Genomic DNA, 19,193 nt, shown 5'->3' with positions numbered 1-19,193 from the left:
GGGCATATCGTAAAGTTCAACGTTTGCGCGAACGATGGACGATAGTGCGAAAGGACTTGGTATGACTGTACAACGTCGTAAGGTGATGCTGTTGGTCGGTGCCGGGCAGATCGGCATGGCCATCGCGAGGCGTATGGGATATGGCATGAGCATCCTCGTGGGTGACAAGAATCCGGCGAATGCCGAAGCCGTCGCTCGGATCATGACCGATGCCGGATTCGAGTGTACGCCGACGACCATGAATCTGGCGTCGCGCGATTCGATCCGCTCGGCCATCGCCAAGGCGCAGGGGATGGGCGAGATCACCATGTTGATCAATGCGGCCGGCGTCTCGCCGAGCCAGGCGTCCATCGAGACGATTCTCAACGTCGATCTGTATGGCACGGCGGTGCTGTTGGAAGAGGCCGGCAAGGTCATTGCGCCGGGCGGCGTGGGCGTGACCATCTCCAGCCAGTCCGGTCACCGCATGAGGCAGCTCACGCCCGAGGAGGACGAACAGCTCGCCACCACGCCCGCCGAGGAACTGCTGTCGCTCGACCTGCTGCAGCCGGCGAACATCCGCGACACCCTGCACGCCTACCAGCTGGCTAAGCGATGCAACGAAAAGCGTGTGATGGCGGAATCCGTGCGCTGGAGCGAGCGTGGCGCGCGAATCAACTCCATTTCGCCGGGCATCATCGTCACGCCGTTGGCCATCGACGAATTCAACGGGCCGCGTGGCGACTTCTACAAGACCATGTTCGCCAAGTGCCCCGCCGGACGTCCCGGCACCGCCGATGAGGTGGCGAACGTGGCCGAACTGCTCATGTCTGATCGTGGTGCGTTCATCACTGGAACCGACGTGCTCGTCGACGGTGGTGCCACCGCCAGCTACTTCTACGGGCCGTTGCGGCCGTGAAACGGTCACGGGTCGAGCGACGGCCAACGCAGATAACGCAGTTACCACAGCTAACGCAAAGGAGATAACCATGAAGGCAGCGGTATTCATCGAACCCGGCCGGATGGAAGTGCATGAGGTTCCGGAGCCGAGGATCGAAAAGCCGGACGACGCGATCGTGCGCGTGATCAAGGCGTGCGTATGTGGCTCGGACCTGTGGTGGTTCCGCGGCATCTCGCAGCGGCAGCACGGCTCCCTGACCGGTCACGAGGCCATCGGCATCATCGACCGGATCGGCGAGGACGTGCGAACGCTCAAGCCCGGCGATCTCGTGATCGTTCCGTTCACGCACGGCTGCGGGCGTTGCGCCGCGTGCCGTGCCGGCTTCGAGGCGAACTGCACGAACGCCGAGCCGGGCGGCAACGCCGGCTACCAGGCCGAAGCCATGCGCGCCCCCAAGGCCGACACCGCGCTGGTGAAGGTGCCCGGCGATCCGAAGTCATACAGCGATGCTGTGTTGAATTCGCTGCTCACCCTGGCCGATGTGATGGCGACCGGCTACCATGCCGCCGTTTCGGCCGAAGTCAAGCCTGGGGACACGGCCGTGGTGTTCGGTGACGGCGCGGTGGGTCTGTCCGGCGTGCTGTCCGCCCGCATGCTCGGCGCCTCCCGCATCATCGCGATGAGCCGTCATGAGGACCGCGCCGCCATTGCTCGCGAGTCCGGGGCGACCGATATCGTGCCTGAACGTGGCAATGCCGCCGTGAACCGAGTGTTGGAATTGACCGGCGGCAGCGGCGCGGACGCGGTGCTTGAATGCGTCGGCTCGGCGCAATCCATTGAGACGGCCGTGCGTGTGGGCCGTCCCGGCTCGACCGTGGGCCGCGTGGGTGTGCCGCATGACGCGCACATCGACGTGGATGCCCTGTTCTGGCGCAACATCGGACTGAAGGGCGGTCCCGCGTCTGTCGCCACCTACGATCGTGATGTACTGCTGCCCGCGGTGCTTTCCGGCATGATTGACCCTGGCCGCATGTTCACCGGAGCATTTGATCTTGACCGCGTTCAGGACGCCTACGAGGCAATGAGCGAGCGTCGCGTCGTCAAATCGCTGATCAATATCGGCGAGATCTGAGGGGCCCTGATGGGGGAGCGCGGCGGCACGGTCGAGTTCTGATTCTCTCCGACGTCCAGGAAAGCGACCCTCCTCCTTCCGATGTCCGTTCCGGCGTGATCCGGGACGGGTCTTTTCGTATACGGGACGAATATAGGCTGTATGCGACGCCTAAGTTTGTGAGCGGTAACATTTTGCGTTATCCTATATGAGTTCTATTGTGCCGTCCACGTATATAAAGAAGAGAACACGACAGTGAAGAAGAGCCTACTCGCCATTGCCGCCGGAGCCTTCGTGCTCGGCGCCGCCGAATTCGTGATGATGGGCATCCTGCCCCAGGCCGCATCGGCCACCCACGTCTCCATCCCCACCGCCGGCCACTTCATCTCCGCATATGCGATCGGCGTGTGCGTGGGCGTGACCATGCTCGTGTTCGGACGCAAGACCAGCCCGAAGCATCTGGTGATCCTGTTCATGGCCCTCGCGCTGATCGGCAACGCCATGAGCGCGGCCGCGCCGAACGCCATCGTGCTCGTCATCGCCCGATTCATCGCCGGTCTGCCGCACGGCGCGTTCTTCGGCACCGGCACGGTCATCGCCAAGGCACTCGCCGACAAGGGACGTGAGGGCAAGGCCGTGTCCGTGATGGTCACCGGACAGACCATCGCCAACATGTTCGGCGTGCCCGCCGGCACGCTGCTCGCCGAATACCTCGACTGGCGTCTCGCCTTCGTGATCCTGGCCCTCGGCGCCGCCCTTACCATCGTGCTCACACTGGCGTGGATGCCGCTTATCCCCGCCGTTCCGGACGCCGGACTCGCCGGCCAGTTCCGCTTCCTCGCCAAGCCCGGCCCGTGGCTGGTGCTCGGCGCCGTGTTCGTCGGCAACTCCGGCGTGTTCTGCTGGTGGAGCTACGTCTCCCCGTGGCTGCAGAAGACCGGCGGCTACGATTCCCAGTTCGTACCGCTGCTGATGATGCTCGCCGGATTCGGCATGGTGGTCGGCGGCCTCGCCGGCGGACATCTGGCCGACCGCTGGCTGCATTCCGTGACCGCCGCCGTCGGACAGACGATCTCCGCGATCGGTCTGCTCATGGTGTTCCTCGTGCCAGGTAATCTGGCCACCTGCGCCCTGCTTACCTTCTGGATCGCGTTCGGTCTGTTCTTCATCAACGGTCCGCAGATGCTGCTTATGGCCGATGCCGGCAAGGGCGGCGGCGAGCTCATCGGCGGCGCGGCCGTGCAGATCGGCTTCAACGGTGGCAACGCCGTCGGTTCCCTGGTCGGCGGCATGGCACTGAACGCCTCCGGCATGAACTATCACGTCACCGGTCTCGCCGGACTGCCGTTCACCGCGGCCGCAGTGTTGCTGTTGCTTGCATTCGCCCTGTGCTTCGAGCGCAAGGAGGCTCGCGGCTGAGGCCTGAAGGCTGAGCCGTATCCGACGAATGACATCGTCCGGGCGTATTGTGGCCTGACGTCGATATACGCGAAACAGGGGGATGTGCATGACCAACGTGACGGATACCAATGATGCGAGCATGACCGACAGGTCCGATGCCTCGGTCGCAAGCGCTGCCAACCATGACGACAGCCGTGACGAAAGCCATGATTCGGCTGATCACAGGGAAGCGATCCAAGCGACCCATTCCTATTCGGTCACGGCGCTGAAGGATTGGGCCAAGCGACTCTACCGTGCATACGGGTTCACCGATGAGGACAGCTCGCGTATCGTGGACTCGCTGATGTTCGCAGAACTGCACGGCATCGATTCGCATGGCCTGCAGCGCGTCGGCATGTACGATCGGCTGATCACGAACCCGGATGGCGGCGTGGACGTGAACGCCCATGCCGAGATCGTCCGACAGACGCCGGTCAGCGCGGTCATCGACGGCCGCCATGCGATGGGCCAGCTCACCTCCGACATGGCGATGGAGCTTGCCATCGAGAAGGCGAAGACGAGCGGCATCGGCATCGTTACGGTGCGCGAATCCAACCATTTCGGCGCCGCCGGATACTACACGAACATGGCCGCCGAGAAAGGGCTGCTCGGCTTCGCGTCCACGAACACCGGACCGATCGTGCTGCCGACGTATGCCACCCACCCGTTCCTCGGCACGAATCCGATCGCATTCTCCATGCCGGCCGAACCGCATCCGTTCTTCTTCGATGCGGCCACCAGCATCGTCTCCCACGGCAAGATCGAGGTGTGCGAGAAGGAACACAAGCAGCTTCACGAAGCGTGGATGGTCGACGATCGATACGAGCCGATCTGGGATCCGAAACGGGTGCCGGCACGCCCCGGACTGGACGTGGACGGCGGCATGCTTCCGGTCGGCGGGCTCAGCGAACTGACCGGAAGCCACAAGGGATACGGGTTCTCCATGCTCGCCGAGATCTTCTGCGGAATCCTGCCGCAAGGCAACGTGTCCAGTGAGGTGGACGGGCTCGGCGTCCGGCATGGCGTGGGCCATTGCTTCGCCGCCATCGATCCGGCGATCTTCGGTGACCCGGATGCGATCATCGCCAGGTTCTCCGAATACCTCGAGCAGATCCGGCGTATTCCCGCGGCACCCGGCCGTCGCGTGTACGTGCATGGCGACAAGGAAGAGGCCGCCTACCAACAGCATGCACGAACCGGTCTGGTGGGCCTCGATACCGAGACCGTCGACTCGTTGCGAACGGTTTCCGACCGGCTTGGCGTCTCGCATTCAGGCCTGTTCTGACGAAACGGGAAGCTATCTGCCGTTTGTGAGGTCCTTGGAGGCCTTTGCAACAAGCTATCTATCGTTTGTGAGGTCCTTGCCAAAGTAGCCGACCAAGAGTATGACGCAATTTTGGATAAGGCTACGCGTATGACTATCTGGATATGCCCTCAATTCCTTTCTGAGGAAGGGGTGACTATTTCAGCAAGGACCTCACAAATAGGGGATAGGTGTTTGCAGACCTCCAAATCCACTCACAAACTCGCCGATAGCCCCCGAATATCCTCCGGCGTGGTGCGGCAGCAGCCTCCGATCAGGGAGGCTCCGGCCTCGACCCACTGCGGGGCGAGCTGCGCCAGACTCAGACCGCTGGGATTCGGCGTCCACGTCTTGGTGTCGGGATGATAGAGGTCTCCATTGTTCGGATACACGATGATCGGCTTGCCCGAGGCCGTGCGAATTCGCCGGATCGCCGCCGTGACCACGTCCAGCGGCACACAGTTCACACCGATCGCAGCGATCCGTGCGTTCCCATCAAGCTCGGCGGCGGCCTCCTCAAGCGGCGTGCCGTCGCACAGGTGCCCGTCATCCTGCAGGCTGAACGACACCCAGGCCTCATGTTCCGGAAACTCCTCGGGCAGCAATCCCGCCAGCGCGCGCACTTCTCCCATGTTCGGCATGGTCTCGAACGCGAACAGATCCACACCGGCATCCGCAAGAATCCGCATGCGCTCGCGGTGGAAGTCCCGGTACTGCGCATCCGTTAGTTCGTAGGCGCCCGTGTATTCGCTGCCATCGGCGAGGAACGCGCCATATGGCCCCGCGCTACCGGCGACGAGCAAAGGGCGACCGGGACCGCCGCTTGCTGCTTCCAGTCCGGGCTTGGAGGCGGAGGCACGGTACGAGTCGCGCGCCGCGAGCGCCTCGCGTGCCGCGGTTGCAATCAGCTGTCGCGCCTCCGCAGTGCTGAGGCCGATCCTCTCGAATGCGGGAATGTTCGCCTGATAGGTGTTGGTGATGGCGATGTTCGCACCGGCCTTGAAATAGCTCAGATGCACGTTCCGCACGGCCTGCGGATCGTGGATCAGCGCCATTGCCGACCACAGTTCGTTCGCCGTGTCGACTCCTCGCTTTTCCAGTTCGGTCGCCATCGCCCCGTCCACGATCAGCGGGGATTGCGTGGCCAACGCCTTGGTGATGATGCTCATGGTTGCGCGACCACCTACTTCGTCTTGCGCCAGACGAGCCTGGCGGTGTTGACGTCGGCGGTGATGGTAAGGAACTCCCCATCGTAGGAGATGTGTCGCACCTGCGACTGGTTCTCCCACGTGGGGTTCATGCTGATCTCGATATTGTGGATGATGTTCGAATGCTCCAGATCCAGCGTGTACGTGCCGCAATACGCCATGTATCCGTGGGCCGCGGCGGCCATCTCCTCGACCGTGCCGTCGTGCAGGTCGTGGGATGCGTAGGAGGGTCGTCCCATGGCGGACATCTGTGCGGACACATGCCCGTCGGCCGTGTAGATCAGATAGGCCTTGCAGTCCTCACCCAACGGATAGAAGACGGTGCCGTCGTCCTTTGTCAGGGTGTAGGAGACGATCTCCCACGTGCCGATCAGTTCGTCCAATGTCATGGTTGCCCTCCCTGTGTCGTCGGCGTATGGCCGTCGGATATCTCCACACTAGTGGCGTGGGTATCCGTATCTGCATTGTACGGTTCGGCAGTTCGTCTACCATGGTGTTCGATCATGATGCCGACGACACGTGATGCGGCATGAAATCCCGTGGAATGGAGATTGACGATGACTGAGTCGAATGCCGTCGAGATGAGAAACGGTGATGTCAACGGAAGCGGCGGGAGCAGTGAAAGCCGGGAATATCACCTGCCTGCAGGCTATGAGCATTGCGAAAAACTGCGGCCGGTCGCTCAGGCGCCGACAGCGCTCGACCGGGTGAAGGCGATCGTCGACATTCTCTACTCGCCCGGCGGCTGCCCGTGGGACGGCAAGCAGACGAACCGAAGCCTGCTCAAGCATCTGCTCGAGGAGACGTACGAGTACATCGACGCCGTGGAGACCGACGATCGCGACAACATGCGTGAGGAGCTCGGCGACGTACTGCTCCAGTCCGTGTTCCAGGCCCGCGTGTGCGAGACCGACCCCGACGATCCGTTCGACATCGACGAGGTGGCCGACCGACTGGTGGCCAAGCTGATCACCCGGCATCCGCACGTGTTCGTGCCGGATGATTCCACGTCGGCGACATCGGAAGTCGGCGCGGCGGAGGAGCGCGCGCCTGAGACCCCGGAGGAGACGCTGGCCCTCTGGGAACGCGTGAAGCAGAAGGAGAAGCACCGCAAGTCCGTGCTCGACGGCATCTCGCACACGCAGGGAGCGTTCCTGCGCGCCGCCAAGGTGGTCTCCCGCGTCTCCAAGTCGCCCGATGCCGACAAACTGTTCAAGGCGTTCGACTCCGCCTCGGAAGCCGCTGCGCCCGACTCCGCCTCAAGGACCGCGCAAGCCGTATCTGGTCAGCAGAAGCCCGCGCAGTCTGCACCGACTCCCGATGCCTACGCCGATGAGCTTCTTGCCGTCATCCGCCGCGCCCAGGCCGACGGCGTGGACGTCGAATCCGCCCTGCGCAACCGTCTGCGCGACGTCGAATCCTCCATTGTCGAGCGAGAGGAGGCACTCCGGGCAGGACGTGCATAACCGCGTAGCCTCACCCTTAGTGTGGAAAGTCAGTGTGATCACACTAAGGATGGTGATGTACGGCTCGGATGGGTGCGGGTTCGCTGGGCCAGGCTGGGCCGGGGAGGGGCCGTGTCAGTCCGAGGAACTGCCGCTTGACGTGCCTGTCGAGGATGAGCCGCTGCCGGAGCCGCCCGTGCCGCTCGGACTGCTTGTGTTGCTCGTATCACTTGAACCGCTCGCACTGCTTGAACTGGAGCTGGTCGATGATCCCGGTTCCTGCCCCTTGGTAACGGCGGGTGTGTCTCCCACGAACCACAGGATCCACTTCGTCGCGGTGGGATCTGGGGAGGTCCCATAGTTTGAGCTTCCGCTGGGATGCGCCGTATACCGGCCCACGGTCTGCCCCTGCGCATCGACGACGATACGTTCGTCGGTGGTTCGCGCGTATAGGGTCTTGTTCAAATAATTGACGCCCTCGAGCCCGTTCCCGTACCCGTCCAGCAATCGGCTCCACTGATCCCCGTTGAGCACCTCGGTGACCTTGAGATCCGGATCCATGGTGAACACGCGCTTGCTGCTCATCCAGATGTACAGTGAGCCATCGGAACATTGCTCCCAGGCTGCGACGTTGTCGGTATACAGAACACTGTCCTTCGGCTCTATGCCGAGAACGTTTTCCATCTGCCGCACCGTGCCGTCTGAGGCATTGAAAATATAGGAGCCGGTGAAGCCGGTGCTGTATGCGTAATAGGTGTCGGAAAGTTTGCGTATGGTGCTGTATCCTCCGCAACTGTAGGAATCCGAATTCAGAATGCAGGAGAGAGTGCCGATCTGCTTATTGTCCTCAATCGAGAACAGTCGAGTTCCGCTCAGATACAAATCGTCGGCCCCCGACGCCGTAACGTCAATCGACGGTTCCTGATCTTCCGCCTGCTCGAATGTCTGCAGGACCATCATTTCGCTGTCGTGGATTCGCAGTACCTGATGATGGTTCGTGTACACATTGTTGCCATCGGGGCCAGCGGATTGTGTGGTCCAGCTCTTGTCTATGGCGATGGCGATATCGGATGAGGCTATGAAGTTGTAGCCGTAATCCTGTTCGCCGTTGCTCTCATTGCCTGATGCGGTATTCAGATCGATGCGCTTGCCAAGCTTGCCGGTTTCCACGTTGAGCTGGCTGACGTACGCGTGAACGGACTCCGGGGTGGTGCCGACGGCCTTGGTCCTAATCTCGTATATGAGGTACACGTCGGGCTTGTCGCCGTAGGTCGCGGCGATCTGGATGAAGTCGCTGCCCATGCTTTCCAGTTGTTCCCCGGATTCGGCCAGGGTGACGGTGAACTGCTTGGACTGCGTCATGGCCGGCGTCCACAGGCCGAACGTGAGGATTCCATTGGCGAGGTTGGAATCGCTGTAGCAGGCCAGAGGATTGCTGGCCATCGCGCCACCGGTCCAGTTCCACCGCACGTCTGTGGCCCGTCCGTTGCACATGACGCTGGTCATCGTCACCGAACTCACCTGCGGCGTGGCGGAGACGGTCGGTTTCGGCGTGCTGGACTTTCTGGGCGAAGCGGTCGCCGATGACGATTGCGTGGCCGACGCGGTGGCGGACGACGTGCCGTCCTGCGCGTGCCGCCATGTCGTGACGCCCACGATCAGTGCGATGACGGTAATGACCGCCACCACGACGATGCCGACGACGGTCAGCTGACGTTTGGTGGGTTTCTTCCGAGGCTGATGCGGCGGTCCACCTACGGGCGGTATACCGGTCGTGCCCATGGGCGAAGAGGCCTGTTCCGGGAGCGTCTGGCCATTCGCCATGTCAGGGCCATGCTGCGGTGTCAGTGGAGCCCCGCATGCCTCGCACTGCTGGCTGCCGGCGGTGACGGGCTTGCCGCATCGTTTGCAGAACATCGGTTCCATGATGATCTCCTTGGGTGTGTTCGATGATTGTTGTGTCGTTTGCGGAAATACGTATGCCCGGCGTGCCCGATCAACCGGTCGAGCACGCCGAGCGAGGACTATCGACGATCATTCGATGCGCTGGAACTCCAGCACGATGTCGCCGGATTTCAACGTCATGCGGTCGTTGCCGTCCGGGGTGACGGTGAACGTGCCGCCCATGCCGAGCAGTCCGGTGACGGTTAGCTTGTAGGTGTTGTCCGAGTTCTTCTCCAGCAGGTATGTGTCGCGCGGGCTGAACAGATTGCAGGTGGTCTTGTCGAATGTGACGGTGGCTCCCTTGCCGATCACCTGCCCCCAGGTGCCTTCGCCGACGCTCTGCCAGGTGCCCTGAATGTTGAACGAGCCGCAGCCCGAGAGCGTGCACAGTGCGATCAGCATGGCGCACAGCGCCGCGACGATGCGTACCGGCGTCTTTGTGTTGTGGGTGGTGTTGACGGCGATTGCCGTGGTGGTTTCCTTCATGATTGTTTCCTTTCTTCGACGCGAATGTTCGGTGTGAACCCGGAGCCGTTACTGTCCTGCTATCGGCTTACTGCCGGATCGCCGCACGGTCGGCCTGCAACAGCACGTCCTCGACCCAGGCCTTCAGTGTCTTCATCTCCGACGTGTGGGTGGCCACGCCGTTGGATTCGGTCCACTTGAGAAACTCGAAGGTGGCGGTGCCGTTGCCGGAGGTCGGATATTCCAGGCATGCGTAGAACTCGGGGGTGAGCAGCGGCCGGTAGAGGAAGATCACGCCGTCCGGCGTATCGGTTGAGATCTCCAACGAGGATCCCAGCGGTGAGTTGTCGAGCAACGGTCGGATGATGCTGCTGTTGGCGTGGCATGGATACCGGAACTTCTGATTCGTCAGCTCCTGCTCGGCCCGGTATTCGCCGCGGCTGAGCACGTGACGGTTGAACGCGTTTTCCGCTGTGTTCCATAGCCAGGCGATTCCGATGATGATGGCCAGAAAGATGATGCCGCCGAGGATTTCCATGATCGTTTCCCTTCCTGATCGAATTCGTGCGTCGTAACGCCGGTTCAGTAACGCTGTGCCCGGCGGGCCTCGTCGAGTTCCGCGCGCAGTTTCGCGATCTTTTCCTGACGGGCCGCGCCGCGTGTTCCCATCGTGACGAGGAAGTACACGCCGGCTCCGAGGAAGAACAGGGTGACCAGCAGCGAGAACCAGGTCCATCGGGGGACTGTGATGTACAGCTGGAAGGAGAGGAATGTGGGCACGCCCGTAAGCAGTGCGAGACCGAACGCCTGCAGCATTTCCTTCAACGGCGTGGTGTTGACGGTCTCGTCGAGCTCCTTCTGAATGGTGTGGATGTCGCGGATGGGCTGGTTGTCGGTCATGATCGCCGTTCCTTCCTATGTGTTCCTGAGAATGTCGTCGGCCTGAATATGTCGCGTCATCGCGCAATTCGGATACGAAAAAATCAGGAACGTCCGCATCTATGCGGGCAGTGACCGATCGGGGGAGAGGGGGAGGGCGAATGCCTTGAAAACACTTGTATTCTATCATCGATCGTGTTTCAAACACCCCCTTGTCAGGAGCGAACTATAAGCTGGGAGCACTTTTCGGAAGACATTGAGGTCTCCCATTCGAGGCACGTGCCTCCTCCCTTCTGCAGTGATGATCGACATACCCGTGTGCATGCACAACCATGTGGTGCGTCCGGTGTGCGATCTCCCGACCATCAGAGATAGGAGAGCACGATGAAGCGACTCAATACCATGATCGCGGCGCTGGTCTGTGCCGCGACGGTCTTCGCCATGGCCGGCTGTGGCCAGTCCGACGATGCGAAGTCCTCCCAGTCCAGTGAGGAACAGGCCCAGGAGGCCAAGACGCAGTGGAGCAGCGCGCTGTATAAGGCCACCGACAGTCAGAATGATCTGAAAACGGCGATCACCGATGCCAACGATCTGACCCGATACGCGCTTGACAGCAGCGTGTCCGAACTGGAGTCGACGATCAATGCGGCGTATAAGGTCTATACCGGAACCAGCATCGACAGCAGCGAACCCTCCGACGTGGAGGCGTACAAGACAGCCGCCGACAAGCTCGACAAGATCGCCGACAAGCTCGAGAAGCGAACCACGTCGTTGAACGCCGCCGTCGAATCATATAAGAAGTCGCTGCCCAGCATGTCGTACACCATCACCAGCAACGAGGGATACACCTTCGATGTGTCGATCAGCGGCCTCGACATGCGCGCGTCCATCGACACGGAGCAGGGACAGCCTGGCACGGTGACGATCGACAGCTGGGTTGCGGACACCTTGGGCATCACCATCGCCAACACCACGCCGGGCAAGGAGGCGCCTGCCATTTGGAACGACCCCGACGCGTCGGTCGGCACGTTGTATTTCGGCGATCTGGTTGCGCTGTATGACACGAATCTGTGCGCCACTATGGGGCAGGCCAACCCCCTGATTACCGACGCCACCTGCCGTTCGTACAGTATCGGGGACAAAACCTATTGGGACTACTACGAGTCCGCTGCCGTAGTCATTCCGGATGAGAATAACACGCTCAGATCTATGGCGAAATTCTCGGTGGGCGAATCCGTCTCCGGAACGCTGATGCCGCGTACCGGTTGGTATCCCGACGAGAAGACGAACAAGTTCACGGAAACCTCCAATCAGGACGTCTCCGAGCAGGTGGCGGACTCCATTCGAAAGCCCGTCGGCTGGGCCTCGGTGATGGAAATCTCGTACAGCACGCCATACAATGCCGGCGCCAATCTGGAACGGGCGGTCAAACACGACCTGTGGGATAAGGACTACTACATTCTGGCCAAGACCGACGGCATCTAATCGGCGTCCGTAAGACGATGAAGCGCGAGACGTCGGTGCCGCGCATCCGGGCACTCGCCCCACCCCTTTGCAATGACGATTGGGCATGTCCAATCTTGATGACGAGAAACGGAGAACACAATGAAGAGGGCGAACCGAACGGTCGCCGCACTCGTCTGCGTCATGACGGTCTTCGCCATGGCCGGCTGTGGGCAGTCAGGCGATTCGAAATCCAATGCGGAATCTTCACAGAGCACGCAGGCCGCCAGCGAACAGATGCGCGACGACTGGGAACAGGCACTGGAAACGGCCGGGGAAGCTCGAAACGAGCTGTCATCGGCCCTGCAAGACGCCCAGCTCATGATCAAGGACGCCGCTTCCACCGACGATTCCGCCACATTGCAGTCGGTGATCGACAAGACGCAGAAGGTCTATTCGTCCACATCCGTGGACAGTGATTTGCCCGACAGCGATGCCGCGTCATACCAGTCAGCCACGGACAAGCTGAACAAGGCCAGCACCACGTTCAGCGATCAGAATACCGCCCTGACCGCGGCAATCGCCTCCTACCGTGCAAAGCTGCCTGCCATGTCCTACACCATCACCAGCAACGAGGGGTACACGTACGGCGTCAAGATCGCGGGCCTTAACATGTCCGCGTCGGTCGACACCACCAAGGGGGATCCCGGCACGGTGGCGATCTCCTACCGGGACTCCGGCGTCACGCACTTCACCATCACCAACACGACGGCGGGGAAGAAGGCTCCTCTCAACTGGGAGGACAAGGACACCAGCATCACCGGGTACTTCGGCACCGTGGAGCCGCTGTATTCCACGAATCCGTGCAGCAGCGCGACGGGCGATGACGGACAGTGCGAATCCTACATCATCGGAGGCAAACAGTATTGGATCCCTCCTCTTGCATCGGTTCCCATCAGAGCCGATGAGGACAGCTCCATCGTGGAGACCCGCCAGTTCAATACGGGCGAATCCATCGAAGACGATAGCTGTCTGAACGAGGGCCAGTCCTGCGGTGGTTCATTGACCATCGATCAGGCGGCCTCCGATCAGATGATCGACGCCCTACGCCACCCCGACGGCTGGGCGAGCCTGTACACGATCAAGGAGGGCTACGCTCAAACGCCATACAATGCCGGCGCCAACTTGGAACGGGCGGAGAACGCCGACTCAGGGCCGGACTGCTACATTCTGGCCAAGACCGACGGCATCTGATCCCGTGTTCCAAGACCCCGAACCCGCTTCGTTCGGGGTCTTCGTTTTTTCATATCCGATTCATCCCGACCCGCGACATATTCAGGGCAGCTCGCACACCACGGGCGGGAAAGCCCCCCATCAGACCAAGGAGAACGACCATGAAGAAGACCACCGCGAAGACCATGACGAGGATTCTGGCCGGCGTCGCCGGAGTGACGATGTGCGCCACCATGCTGAGCGGCTGCGGACCGTTCAGCAAGGCCTCGAAGATGACCTGCGAGGAATACGGGCAGCTGGACTACAACGATCGCAGCGACGCCATCATGAAGATGATCGAGGAGCACGGATTCGACTCGACCAGCAGCGTGATGGGCACGCTCGCCATCGGCACCGACGTGGAGGTCTACTGCGGTGCGACCGCAGGCTCCACCTCCACCAAGAACCAGGACGAGCCCATTCAGAACGGCGTCGACTGGGACTCCGTCGGGAAGAAGTGACCGTTCGGGTAATAGATCCCTCCCTCAGTCACGTTGCACGTGACAGCTCCCTCCCGGGGAGGGGAGCACGGCGAAGCAATGGCCACGCTCGTGTCACCGGGGTCTTTCTCCTCGGAGCGGACACGGAGCACGGCAAAAGACATCTCAATCACTATCAATCATTCACAACGAAGGACATCATCATGACCAACGCCAACGCCAACCCCACCGCCGCCACCAATACCACTGCCAACGGGCCGCGCACCTCGGACGAGATCCGCAAGGAACTCGCCGAGGAGGAGAAGAACACCACGCAGGCGACGCTGCTCTTCGTCGTCTTCCTCGTGGGCGCGTTTCTGGCGGTGCTGCTGTTCACCCAGCTCACGCACATCATCTTCAAGTCGCTCTGGGTCTTCGCGATCGGCGCCCTCGGCCTGGCGGTCTACCAGATCGTCACCCTGCCCAAGGAGCAGCAGAAGCATGAGAGGAAGCTGACCGAGCTGCGCGCCGAGCTGCGCGAAGCCGAAGTCGCCGGTCGCTGACCCCTGCGTTCTCCCTTCAAGGGAGAGAGATATGTCGGCACCGGACTCGACCAGCTCGACAACCACGCGTTCTCCCTCCAAGGGAGGGAGATGTCGCGGCCCCGCCGCGACAGAGGGAGGGCTTCGGCCGGGGCCTAGGACGGACTGCCCATCAGAAGACTCCCGCCGCAACAGAGAGAGCTCGCCCCCCTCTACCCCGCACAACCAATCCCTCTTTACTTCCCCAAAAACCAACAACCGAAAGGAATCATCATGGGAGTACTGAACATCGAAGGACTGAAGAACGACCGCCAGGAGTGCCTTGACTTCTGCCTGGCCGCGGCAAAGGAGTTCACGTCGGCCGCCGAACAGATCGGCCTGACCTGCCGCGGCATCAACGTCAGGGCCGCCAGCGTCCGACCCGCATGGCCGGTCACCAAAACCGAAGGCGGCTTCTTCGACCGTCGCGAATGGGCCGAATACTGGATGATCGTCTACAACGACCACAGCGGCAGCAGCCTCGTCGACATCGAATGGAGCGCCGTCATCGGCAAGGGCGGCGACTTCTACATCTCCTCGCAGAAGGTCACGGCCGAACAGTTCGCCAAGTTCATCGCCGAGTACAGCGAGTACGATCGCGGCAAGGCCGAACAGGTCTTCCAGCAGGCGCTGAAGGATTCCCCGCTCAGCGGCGACTGGTTCAGCTTCTGACCGCTTGGCCCACACGTCGGCTACTATGACAGCAGATGAGAGGTTGGGGACCATCCCTCTACGTTGTCTGTCATAAGGAGTCGGCATCATGCAATCGACCATCGACCAGATCCTGCTGTGGTATGGAAGTCTGCCGCAGATCGTACAGACCGGTGTCACCGTCATCGTCGGCGTGATCGTGGCCGTCGCCGTCTTCAAGATCGTCATCCGGTTCATCACCGGCCTGCTCACCGCGATCATCGCCGCCGCGCTGTCGTTCCTGCTCACCACCGTCCCCGGCCACATGCTGTTGCAGTCCGGCGTGGAACAGGTGCAGCAGCACGTGACCACCAGCCTCAACAGGTAGGCGCTCTCATGGGCACTGCCGGCACGGCACGGTTCGTGCCGAACGGAACGAAGACGCGACTTTCCCACGACTGGTTCCCGGACGAATGGCTCGAACCGGTGCATCCGGACATTCGCAGACCGTTTCTGGAACGCTACGCCACCGTCATGGGACGGCTGATGGCCGACTATCTGCGTCATCAGGGCGTGCTGCCGGCATCGCCGGCAACCGACGGTCCGCACGATGACGATACCGCTGACGATGCCGTCGACTACGGCAACGATTTCACGAATCTGTGCCTGATCGTCGACCAGCGGCACACGTTCCCCATCGGATCCCGCAACCTGCGTACACTCGGGTACGAGCCGGACGAATCGGTGGTATCGCAGGCCGCAATGGCCCTGCAGATGGCGTTCGACGAATTCGTCGACGCGATCCAAGCCCTGCCGCCCGATACCGATCGTGCCGCCTTCACCTGCATGGTGAAGGAACGGTACGGCTATGACGGCGACATCGAATCCGAAGAGCTGCTGCACGCGCTCGCCATACGGGCGGCCAGACATCTGGCCGAAGACGAGTTCGCCCTATGGGCCGACGAGGAATCGGTCTTGGGAGCCGACCCGGTCAAGGCGGCGTCCGACCGTCTGACGGCCTGGACGGCCGATGACCGACACGACAATGCGGAAACCATCGATGCCGTATCGGCGGCCTTCCGCTCCAGTCGTGACGACTGGCTTCGACGCGTCGGCGAGAGCCGGCGCAACACGCCCCGATCCAGGGACGAGGTGTTGCGCTGGTGCCACTGGCACGCCGTGCTGAGCCTCGCATGGCAGCGCGAACGTGCCGGGGAAGGCGAGGAATGGCAGCGTCTGATCGCCCGCATGACCATCGTGCATCGCACGGTGTCACGCATCTACTCCCGGTGGTGCGACATGATGCCGGACGAATCCGACACCGTCCAACTGAATCTATCGGTTCGTGCCATCGCCTCGGATCCGGACTTCGCGGAGATGGGCCTGGTGCCGTTGTGTAACAAACTCGCCACCGGCAACGAACCCGAACCGGCAGGATTCGCCGAAGCCATGCATCGCGTCGTCGACTACCTGTGCGTGGGCAGACGCGTGGAACCCTCAGGCGGCACGTCCTCCGAACTCATCTATGTGGGACTGCGCAAGGCCATCTGCGGTCATGCGGCCTACGGTGGACGACACGTGAACCTCCACGGCGAGGATTATCGACGGTACGTCGAAATGATGACCGGCTCCCCGTCCACGAACCAGGACCATGCCACCGTCTGGCTGTTCCCCAACATGGAGGAACGACTTGCCGCCATGCGCATGCGCCAGACATTCGAGAGCGTCTCATCCGAATGGCACTCACCGGTACCGGCCGAACATCTGGACGCCGAAGCCCTGCGATTCCACCGTAGAGCGGACCCGGCCGTCAGCGAATGGCTTGCCGCCGAAACCGTCCACACGGCGGCCACGGACGGCCACGGCCACTTCCTGTCCTATCGGGCGGCCGATCCCGTCGCCGCCTATCAGGACGTCAACGCCTGGCGGCTCGGCCACGCCCTCGAAACCTACGAAGGCGCACGCACCTGGGGTTCCGGAAGCCGACTCGCCCAGCTCTACCGCGACCGTGGCCACCTCAACAAGCAGGGTGAACGTGCTCTGGACCGCAGCATCCGTGACTACGCGATCACCGCCCGCGGCATGAACGACGCCGTGCAATACATCGCCGCCGTCTGCGGACTCGGCGCCATGCTGCACTCCACACAGGGCGTCGAAACCTTCATACGGCTCATGGACGCCTGCGACGGCCGCCGCGACGACCGGTTCCGCAAAGCCTGCTGGACACTCACCAGGGCCGCCCGCTCCAAACGTCTGCGCCTGACCATCCCCGACACCACCGGACGACAGATCGGCCCGCAACTGCTTGCCGACCACACCGCCGACGATGCCGGCAGAACACTGGTCGTCGGCGAACTCAAACTCGTCAACCTCGTTCGCGCCTTCCAGCCCGTCGGCGCGGACGAAGCGAAACGACTCCTCGCCGACAGCCGCAACATCGCATCCATGCTCGACCTCGCGGAACACTACGTGCACGACACCGTCGCCACCGCGATCACCGGACTTGCCCGACACGACCGCCGATGGGCAGCCATCCGACCACAGCCATTGGCCTGCGTCGGCAGCCGCATGACCGCGGACGGTGTCTGCGCCTTCGGCAGAACCACCGCAGCCGCCACGACCACCCCAACCATGAACGGAAACCACCGATGACCAACAACCAGAACGGAACCGGAGAACCTCGACCGGCCTCTCCGTGGGCAGACGGCGCCCACCGCGCCGTGTCACCACGACAGGTCATGGCCTCCATCACCGGCGGATTCGGCGCGGACGACGCCCGCCGCGCGCTCGCCGACGACGGCATCCTCGCCTTCGTCAACCGCTACCTGACCGAATACCGCCGTCGTACCGGCCACCTGCCGTACATGTTCCAGTCGCGCGTCGACGACGAGATCGCCGACCCCACCGAGGAGGGCGACTGGGACCTGCGCGTCGCCTTCGCCGTCGGCTACGGCATACCCGACAATGTGTTCGACGAACTGCGCGACGACGCCGCGACGTGGGGGAACGAGATGAGCATGGGCGCCGTGCCGTATGCCTCCACGGAGCGGCGTATGCCGGTTCTGCTCGGCGACGCCGACAAACACGCGACACCGTCACCGGGCACCGCCGCCTGGGATGTGAGCTTCCTCTCCCAGCAGTGCCACGTGCTGGTACGGGCCGACCGTGAGCGCCACACGCTCGCCATCCGCTGCGAATGGCCCGACCATGACGGTCGGCATACGATCACCCTGCGGTTCCCCGACGGATTGGAGCTGGAGCTCGATGCGACCATCGTGCGCGGCGTATGGCGTGCGGGGAACATCGACAATCCCGACGATCTGCTGCCCGTCTCGTGCCGCGTGTCGTTGTGATGCCGGCATGCCGCACGGCGATTCTTAACGCTTTCCAAGCATCATTGACATACCATCACCTACACTGAAGCCCTAAGGGGAAACGGAAGGACCAAGGCATGCGGGTGTTCGATTTCGACGGCACGATCTACGACGGCGAAAGTCTGTTCGACCTGTATCTGTTCAGCGCCCGCTACGATCCCAAGGTGTTCCGTCACATCGCCCCCGTGCTGCGCTACGCGATCAAGTACAAGCTCGGTCGTGCCACCCTCGAACAGATGGAACGCGGCGTGGGCAAGGTGGCAAGAGGATATCTCAAGGATCTCGCCGATTCGCGGCGTGTGGACCGGATGCGCGTGCGCGGGCTGAACCACGCCCAGGACGCCGGACTGGGCGACGACGTGCTCGCCGGCGATGCCGCCACCATGGAACTCGAATCGCTCACCGGCGGCCTGCATGCGCTGGTCAACGCGTTCTGGGATCGCAACATGCGCAGGATTAAGCCCTGGTACGTGCCACGCCCGGACGATGTGATCCTCACCGCATCGTTCGACGTGACGGTGGGGGAGGCCTGCCGCAGACTGGGCGTGGGAAGGCTGATCGCCTCGACCATCAATCCCGCCACGTTGGAGGTCACCTACCTCAACTTCAATACGAACAAGCCGAAGCGGCTGCGTGAGGTGCTGGGGGCGGACGCGGTGATCGATGAGTTCTACACCGACAGCAAGTTTGATCAGCCCATGATCGATATGGCGCGCAAGGGCTTCATGGTCAAGGGCGATGTCATCACCCGTGTCAAGTGATCCGTGTCAAGTGATCGCGCTGATCGCGTGGTACGCGT

Annotated in this window: 20 protein-coding genes; 14 read left to right on the top strand and 6 right to left on the bottom strand. The window is 62.2% G+C overall.

Annotated elements, in window-relative coordinates:
* The first annotated feature begins 61 nt into the window (after positions 1-61).
* The 4 genes from D2E23_RS01820 to D2E23_RS01805 all read left to right on the top strand — a co-directional run bounded on the left by D2E23_RS01820 (position 62) and on the right by D2E23_RS01805 (position 4,716).
* On the top strand, positions 62-898 hold the full coding sequence (locus D2E23_RS01820; protein WP_126029278.1) for an SDR family oxidoreductase: 837 nt from the start codon (positions 62-64) through the stop codon (positions 896-898).
* A 70-nt stretch (positions 899-968) separates the two neighbouring features.
* Positions 969-2,012, top strand: a complete 1,044-nt coding sequence (locus D2E23_RS01815; protein WP_126029277.1) for a zinc-dependent alcohol dehydrogenase family protein — start codon at positions 969-971, stop codon at positions 2,010-2,012.
* 234 nt (positions 2,013-2,246) lie between these two features.
* A complete protein-coding gene (locus D2E23_RS01810; protein ID WP_126029276.1) occupies positions 2,247-3,410 on the top strand; it encodes an MFS transporter in 1,164 nt (387 codons plus the stop codon).
* A gap of 88 nt (positions 3,411-3,498) precedes the next feature.
* Positions 3,499-4,716, top strand: coding sequence for an Ldh family oxidoreductase (locus D2E23_RS01805; RefSeq protein WP_206431967.1), 1,218 nt, complete (start codon positions 3,499-3,501; stop codon positions 4,714-4,716).
* A gap of 233 nt (positions 4,717-4,949) precedes the next feature.
* Here D2E23_RS01805 and mmuM read toward each other — a convergent pair whose 3' ends face one another.
* Positions 4,950-5,903, bottom strand: a complete 954-nt coding sequence (mmuM, locus tag D2E23_RS01800) for a homocysteine S-methyltransferase (RefSeq protein ID WP_126029275.1) — start codon at positions 5,901-5,903, stop codon at positions 4,950-4,952.
* Positions 5,904-5,917: 14 nt separating this feature from the next.
* Positions 5,918-6,331, bottom strand: coding sequence for a lipocalin-like domain-containing protein (locus D2E23_RS01795; RefSeq protein WP_126029274.1), 414 nt, complete (start codon positions 6,329-6,331; stop codon positions 5,918-5,920).
* Between the two features lie 192 nt (positions 6,332-6,523).
* On the opposite strand from D2E23_RS01795, the gene D2E23_RS01790 reads away from it, so the two are divergent.
* Complete coding sequence (locus D2E23_RS01790; RefSeq protein WP_126029374.1) at positions 6,524-7,408, top strand: nucleoside triphosphate pyrophosphohydrolase; 885 nt, start codon at positions 6,524-6,526, stop codon at positions 7,406-7,408.
* Positions 7,409-7,522: 114 nt separating this feature from the next.
* Here D2E23_RS01790 and D2E23_RS01785 read toward each other — a convergent pair whose 3' ends face one another.
* The 4 genes from D2E23_RS01785 to D2E23_RS01770 all read right to left on the bottom strand — a co-directional run bounded on the left by D2E23_RS01785 (position 7,523) and on the right by D2E23_RS01770 (position 10,696).
* On the bottom strand, positions 7,523-9,313 hold the full coding sequence (locus D2E23_RS01785) for a zinc ribbon domain-containing protein (RefSeq protein WP_126029273.1): 1,791 nt from the start codon (positions 9,311-9,313) through the stop codon (positions 7,523-7,525).
* Between the two features lie 108 nt (positions 9,314-9,421).
* A complete protein-coding gene (locus D2E23_RS01780; protein WP_126029272.1) occupies positions 9,422-9,817 on the bottom strand; it encodes a hypothetical protein in 396 nt (131 codons plus the stop codon).
* A gap of 67 nt (positions 9,818-9,884) precedes the next feature.
* Positions 9,885-10,334 carry a hypothetical protein gene (locus D2E23_RS01775; protein WP_126029271.1) on the bottom strand — a complete coding sequence of 150 codons (450 nt, stop codon included), beginning with the start codon at positions 10,332-10,334 and terminating at the stop codon, positions 9,885-9,887.
* A 44-nt stretch (positions 10,335-10,378) separates the two neighbouring features.
* Positions 10,379-10,696, bottom strand: coding sequence for a hypothetical protein (locus D2E23_RS01770; RefSeq protein WP_126029270.1), 318 nt, complete (start codon positions 10,694-10,696; stop codon positions 10,379-10,381).
* 363 nt (positions 10,697-11,059) lie between these two features.
* On the opposite strand from D2E23_RS01770, the gene D2E23_RS01765 reads away from it, so the two are divergent.
* The 9 genes from D2E23_RS01765 to D2E23_RS01725 all read left to right on the top strand — a co-directional run bounded on the left by D2E23_RS01765 (position 11,060) and on the right by D2E23_RS01725 (position 19,155).
* Positions 11,060-12,160, top strand: a complete 1,101-nt coding sequence (locus tag D2E23_RS01765; protein WP_126029269.1) for a hypothetical protein — start codon at positions 11,060-11,062, stop codon at positions 12,158-12,160.
* Between the two features lie 120 nt (positions 12,161-12,280).
* Complete coding sequence (locus tag D2E23_RS01760) at positions 12,281-13,372, top strand: hypothetical protein (protein ID WP_126029268.1); 1,092 nt, start codon at positions 12,281-12,283, stop codon at positions 13,370-13,372.
* 140 nt (positions 13,373-13,512) lie between these two features.
* Positions 13,513-13,851 carry a hypothetical protein gene (locus D2E23_RS01755; RefSeq protein WP_126029267.1) on the top strand — a complete coding sequence of 113 codons (339 nt, stop codon included), beginning with the start codon at positions 13,513-13,515 and terminating at the stop codon, positions 13,849-13,851.
* 182 nt (positions 13,852-14,033) lie between these two features.
* Positions 14,034-14,372: a hypothetical protein gene (locus tag D2E23_RS01750; protein ID WP_126029266.1), complete on the top strand. Its 339-nt coding sequence runs from the start codon at positions 14,034-14,036 to the stop codon at positions 14,370-14,372.
* 252 nt (positions 14,373-14,624) lie between these two features.
* Positions 14,625-15,062, top strand: a complete 438-nt coding sequence (locus tag D2E23_RS01745; protein ID WP_126029265.1) for a hypothetical protein — start codon at positions 14,625-14,627, stop codon at positions 15,060-15,062.
* An 88-nt stretch (positions 15,063-15,150) separates the two neighbouring features.
* Entirely contained in the window at positions 15,151-15,408 is a 258-nt protein-coding gene (locus tag D2E23_RS01740; RefSeq protein ID WP_126029264.1) for a hypothetical protein, read from the top strand.
* 8 nt (positions 15,409-15,416) lie between these two features.
* On the top strand, positions 15,417-17,672 hold the full coding sequence (locus D2E23_RS01735) for a hypothetical protein (protein ID WP_126029263.1): 2,256 nt from the start codon (positions 15,417-15,419) through the stop codon (positions 17,670-17,672).
* Positions 17,669-18,373, top strand: a complete 705-nt coding sequence (locus D2E23_RS01730; protein ID WP_126029262.1) for a hypothetical protein — start codon at positions 17,669-17,671, stop codon at positions 18,371-18,373. The genes D2E23_RS01735 and D2E23_RS01730 overlap by 4 nt, the downstream gene beginning before the upstream one ends.
* Positions 18,374-18,471: 98 nt before the next feature.
* Positions 18,472-19,155, top strand: coding sequence for an HAD family hydrolase (locus tag D2E23_RS01725; RefSeq protein ID WP_126029261.1), 684 nt, complete (start codon positions 18,472-18,474; stop codon positions 19,153-19,155).
* Positions 19,156-19,193: the final 38 nt, after the last annotated feature.

Origin of the sequence: Bifidobacterium callimiconis, assembly GCF_003952005.1 — a bacterium.
Lineage (GTDB): Bacteria > Actinomycetota > Actinomycetes > Actinomycetales > Bifidobacteriaceae > Galliscardovia > Galliscardovia callimiconis.
This window is presented reverse-complemented; position numbering and strand designations above follow the sequence as displayed.

What these genes read in the sequence shown, in the direction of transcription:
- D2E23_RS01820 (WP_126029278.1), top strand. Translation starts at nt 62, where the DNA reads ATGACTGTACAACGTCGTAAGGTGATGCTGTTGGTCGGTGCCGGGCAG.
- D2E23_RS01815 (WP_126029277.1), top strand. Translation starts at nt 969, where the DNA reads ATGAAGGCAGCGGTATTCATCGAACCCGGCCGGATGGAAGTGCATGAG.
- D2E23_RS01805 (WP_206431967.1), top strand. Translation starts at nt 3,499, where the DNA reads ATGACCAACGTGACGGATACCAATGATGCGAGCATGACCGACAGGTCC.
- mmuM (WP_126029275.1), bottom strand. Translation starts at nt 5,903, where the DNA reads ATGAGCATCATCACCAAGGCGTTGGCCACGCAATCCCCGCTGATCGTG.
- D2E23_RS01795 (WP_126029274.1), bottom strand. Translation starts at nt 6,331, where the DNA reads ATGACATTGGACGAACTGATCGGCACGTGGGAGATCGTCTCCTACACC.
- D2E23_RS01790 (WP_126029374.1), top strand. Translation starts at nt 6,524, where the DNA reads ATGAGAAACGGTGATGTCAACGGAAGCGGCGGGAGCAGTGAAAGCCGG.
- D2E23_RS01785 (WP_126029273.1), bottom strand. Translation starts at nt 9,313, where the DNA reads ATGGAACCGATGTTCTGCAAACGATGCGGCAAGCCCGTCACCGCCGGC.
- D2E23_RS01780 (WP_126029272.1), bottom strand. Translation starts at nt 9,817, where the DNA reads ATGAAGGAAACCACCACGGCAATCGCCGTCAACACCACCCACAACACA.
- D2E23_RS01775 (WP_126029271.1), bottom strand. Translation starts at nt 10,334, where the DNA reads ATGGAAATCCTCGGCGGCATCATCTTTCTGGCCATCATCATCGGAATC.
- D2E23_RS01770 (WP_126029270.1), bottom strand. Translation starts at nt 10,696, where the DNA reads ATGACCGACAACCAGCCCATCCGCGACATCCACACCATTCAGAAGGAG.
- D2E23_RS01765 (WP_126029269.1), top strand. Translation starts at nt 11,060, where the DNA reads ATGAAGCGACTCAATACCATGATCGCGGCGCTGGTCTGTGCCGCGACG.
- D2E23_RS01760 (WP_126029268.1), top strand. Translation starts at nt 12,281, where the DNA reads ATGAAGAGGGCGAACCGAACGGTCGCCGCACTCGTCTGCGTCATGACG.
- D2E23_RS01755 (WP_126029267.1), top strand. Translation starts at nt 13,513, where the DNA reads ATGAAGAAGACCACCGCGAAGACCATGACGAGGATTCTGGCCGGCGTC.
- D2E23_RS01750 (WP_126029266.1), top strand. Translation starts at nt 14,034, where the DNA reads ATGACCAACGCCAACGCCAACCCCACCGCCGCCACCAATACCACTGCC.
- D2E23_RS01745 (WP_126029265.1), top strand. Translation starts at nt 14,625, where the DNA reads ATGGGAGTACTGAACATCGAAGGACTGAAGAACGACCGCCAGGAGTGC.
- D2E23_RS01740 (WP_126029264.1), top strand. Translation starts at nt 15,151, where the DNA reads ATGCAATCGACCATCGACCAGATCCTGCTGTGGTATGGAAGTCTGCCG.
- D2E23_RS01735 (WP_126029263.1), top strand. Translation starts at nt 15,417, where the DNA reads ATGGGCACTGCCGGCACGGCACGGTTCGTGCCGAACGGAACGAAGACG.
- D2E23_RS01730 (WP_126029262.1), top strand. Translation starts at nt 17,669, where the DNA reads ATGACCAACAACCAGAACGGAACCGGAGAACCTCGACCGGCCTCTCCG.
- D2E23_RS01725 (WP_126029261.1), top strand. Translation starts at nt 18,472, where the DNA reads ATGCGGGTGTTCGATTTCGACGGCACGATCTACGACGGCGAAAGTCTG.